The organism is Mesorhizobium sp. M7A.F.Ca.CA.002.04.1.1 (assembly GCF_004022805.1).
GTDB lineage: Bacteria > Pseudomonadota > Alphaproteobacteria > Rhizobiales > Rhizobiaceae > Mesorhizobium > Mesorhizobium ciceri.
In genome coordinates this window covers 1-2,832 of sequence record NZ_RZPL01000717.1, presented here as the reverse complement: position 1 = coordinate 2,832, position 2,832 = coordinate 1, and the positions used below count along the sequence as shown (strand labels likewise).

At 58.7% G+C, this 2,832-nt stretch carries 3 protein-coding genes; 1 reads left to right on the top strand and 2 read right to left on the bottom strand.

Annotation, left to right across the window (positions count from 1 at the left end; genetic code table 11):
* Positions 1-772: 772 nt before the first annotated feature.
* On the top strand, positions 773-1,126 hold the full coding sequence (locus ENZ75_RS27305; RefSeq protein WP_013532069.1) for a hypothetical protein: 354 nt from the start codon (positions 773-775) through the stop codon (positions 1,124-1,126).
* Between the two features lie 124 nt (positions 1,127-1,250).
* Here the strand turns inward: ENZ75_RS27305 and ENZ75_RS27300 are convergent, their stop codons facing one another.
* Positions 1,251-2,114 carry a quinoprotein dehydrogenase-associated SoxYZ-like carrier gene (locus ENZ75_RS27300; protein WP_063167845.1) on the bottom strand — a complete coding sequence of 288 codons (864 nt, stop codon included), beginning with the start codon at positions 2,112-2,114 and terminating at the stop codon, positions 1,251-1,253.
* Positions 2,115-2,232: 118 nt separating this feature from the next.
* The coding region (locus tag ENZ75_RS27295) for an MBL fold metallo-hydrolase (protein WP_128278454.1) at positions 2,233-2,832 on the bottom strand (600 nt) is incomplete at its 5' end.

The following is a 2,832-nucleotide window of genomic DNA, read 5'->3' as shown; positions in this document are numbered from 1 at the left end:
TCATTAGCCGACGCCGTATAGGCCGCGCCGAGCGACAGAAACGCCGCAGTGGTTAGAATATAGGTAGCTTTCGTAAGTACACGCATCCGAATTCCTCCCGAGGTTCATAGTGATGAATCATTTGCTGAGCCCACAAGGGCTTGCCCAAGCGATTCACGGGGGGGAAATATTTCCGGCAGCGTGTCACGACCTAAGCCAGATGTGCAGAGGGCACCGTTACTGCCCACCTCACCTTGGCCTACGAAAGACTGTCGCCGCTCCCTAATGACGGTGACGCCCTTGAAGCCGGAAACAGGGTGAGGCTATGTCATCGTAAAAGGCTAGGCAAGCAAAAAAGCCTGCTGGTGTTTTTGCACCGCAATATCGTAAATGATGCGGTGCAATATAAGAAAATAAGCAGGACGGTATTTGTTAGATAAAGTATTTATGACCGCGAAATAACGATGGGGCGCATAAAATTTAGTTATTTTTTGATTTTTACATTTCGCCTAAGCGTTGATTTTATTTGGAGGTATTCGCTTCGATGTCTCGGCATGGTCATGCGCGTGCTCCATTGGGAATCGATAGTGGGCCAAGCATGAGATGATCGTTGGAGTCGGGGCGTGGAGCAGGCCACGGAGCCGCCATGCGGAACCACGGTCGACAAGCCCCGCATTCCTCCTTTGGTCGCATACGGAAGCCATGGGCGCTTGACTGACTCTGCTGCACGTTGCCAACTGCCACGGTGATCCCGACTGGGCGCATCGCGCCTAGGCTAACCGGAGGTTTTCCCGTGATCAGATATGTTGGATTTTCGACTTTGCCGCTGCTCCTTGCCGCGCCGCTGGCCTTCGCAAACCCGGCGGGCGCCGCGGGTGATTACCCGACAGCAACGATCGCCGACTACGTGCTCGGCTGCATGCAGACGAACGGCCAGACACGTCAGGCGCTGGAAAGCTGTTCCTGCTCGATCGACGTCATCGCCTCGATCCTTCCCTACGACCACTATGAGAGAGCCGAGACTTTCAAGAGCATGTCTTTGACCACAGGCGAAAGCGCGGCGCTGTTTCGCGAAAGCGCACCGGCGAAGGCAGCCCGTACCGAATTGAAGCGCGCGCAGTCGGAAGCCGACGTGCGCTGCTTTTAGAGCCTGCTCCATCCGGAAGCCGGATGGAGCTCCGTCCTCTGCCCGGGCGTGATCTTCCCGAACGAGCTCCATTTTCGGGATCAAGTGGCAAGCACCCGGCAGTCCAGCGCAAGATATCGAGACTTCAGAGTCCCGCTGTCTCGAGCGGCCACTGATTGCGAAATGTTTTGCCGTCCGTATCGATCGCTTCAACCTGGATTTCGCCATTGCCGTGCACGGTGAAATCGAATCGGAAGTTGGGGTCTTCCGAAATCGATATTCCACCTTCCATGGAGAGGATCGGCCGGCCGGCTTGGGAGATCGACAGTTTCTGGACAAAATGCGCCGGTATGAAATATTGGGTCAGCGGATCCCGCTGCAGCCCCGAATTGTTAGGGTGCCGGATCATCAACTGCAGTTCCTCGGTCTTGGTCATCGTCTCTTTGGGCGGGAACTGGCGCAGCTTCATCTGACCCATTGTCGCGTTGGCCTCGTCCTGGTTCTTGACCGCAGGGGCGGAGCAGCCACCTGACGCCTTGACGAAGGTCTGTACCATATGGAGTTGACCACCCTGCGTCTCAGCGATGGCGCGCAGATAGGAATAGTCGTTGACGCGCACGCGCGTCGACAGATGCGTCACGCCGGCATCCTTGCCGAGCTGGAACGTTGCCGCCACCGGTGCAGGGTTCGCATCGATGATCAAGGTAACGGATTTGATGCCGTCTGGCGCCTTGGCTGGATCGAGATAGATATCGACGGGCACGATGGCGGCATCCTGCGCCCGCTTCGGTGCTTCGATCCGGACGACGCCGGTATCGACCAGAATTGCCCGATCGCCGAACACGTCGCCCTTCAAGTCATGCCAGATTCTATCCGAGGACGCGGTTGTTTGCTGTGCGTTGGCGGCTCCCGAGGAGCCGAGCAACGTGCCGATGGTCAAGATGATCGCGGTGAAAACGGATGCGAGCGGCAAGGCGAGCTGCCGGCTCGAGTAAGCTTGATTTTGCATTTCGATGCCTCCACCAATGCAAGAGAGGTGGTGCCCAGGCTGGCGTTGAGGATAAGCCTTTGGCGACGCCTTGGCAAATCGCCGTGCTTTACGGCCGCCTGGCGCATGTCGGCGTCGTCTATTCCCATTCGAGTTCGGCAAATGCGGCCGTTGCGTTGCGCTCGTTGTAATCGTCGAACAGGTGCCAATTGTCCCGTTCGCTTCCGCCTGCGGTTTTGACTGCTTCGCGCAGCGGCGTTCCGTCGGCGATCGCCTTGCGGATATCGCGCGCCAGAACCTCGAAATAGCGTCGCTCCCCCGCCAGTGCCTGTGGCCAGTCGGCCGTTACAGGACCATGACCTGGAACGACGCGCGCGGCGTCGATCGCGGTGAGTGCATCCATCTGGCGGAGCCATCCAAGCAGTGATCCGTCGAGCGTCGGCAAGGAGCCCATGAACACCAGATCGCCGGCAAAGAGCGTTCTGGTCGTGGTATCGAATACGGTCAGGTCGTTGTCGGTGTGCGCCGCCTTCCATGCCCGCAGTTCGATCGTGCGCCCGCCGAGGTCGAGTTGCAGGTGATCGTCGACCAGCCTGGTCGGCGACACGATCTCGACCCCCTCCATCAGCGCCTCGCCAAGCTGTTCGCGATAGTTGTGCAGATAGAACGCGCCACGCGCGTCGAGGGCGCGCGGCAGATTGCGGTGACCGACGATGGTCGCGCCGATCTCCCGGAATGC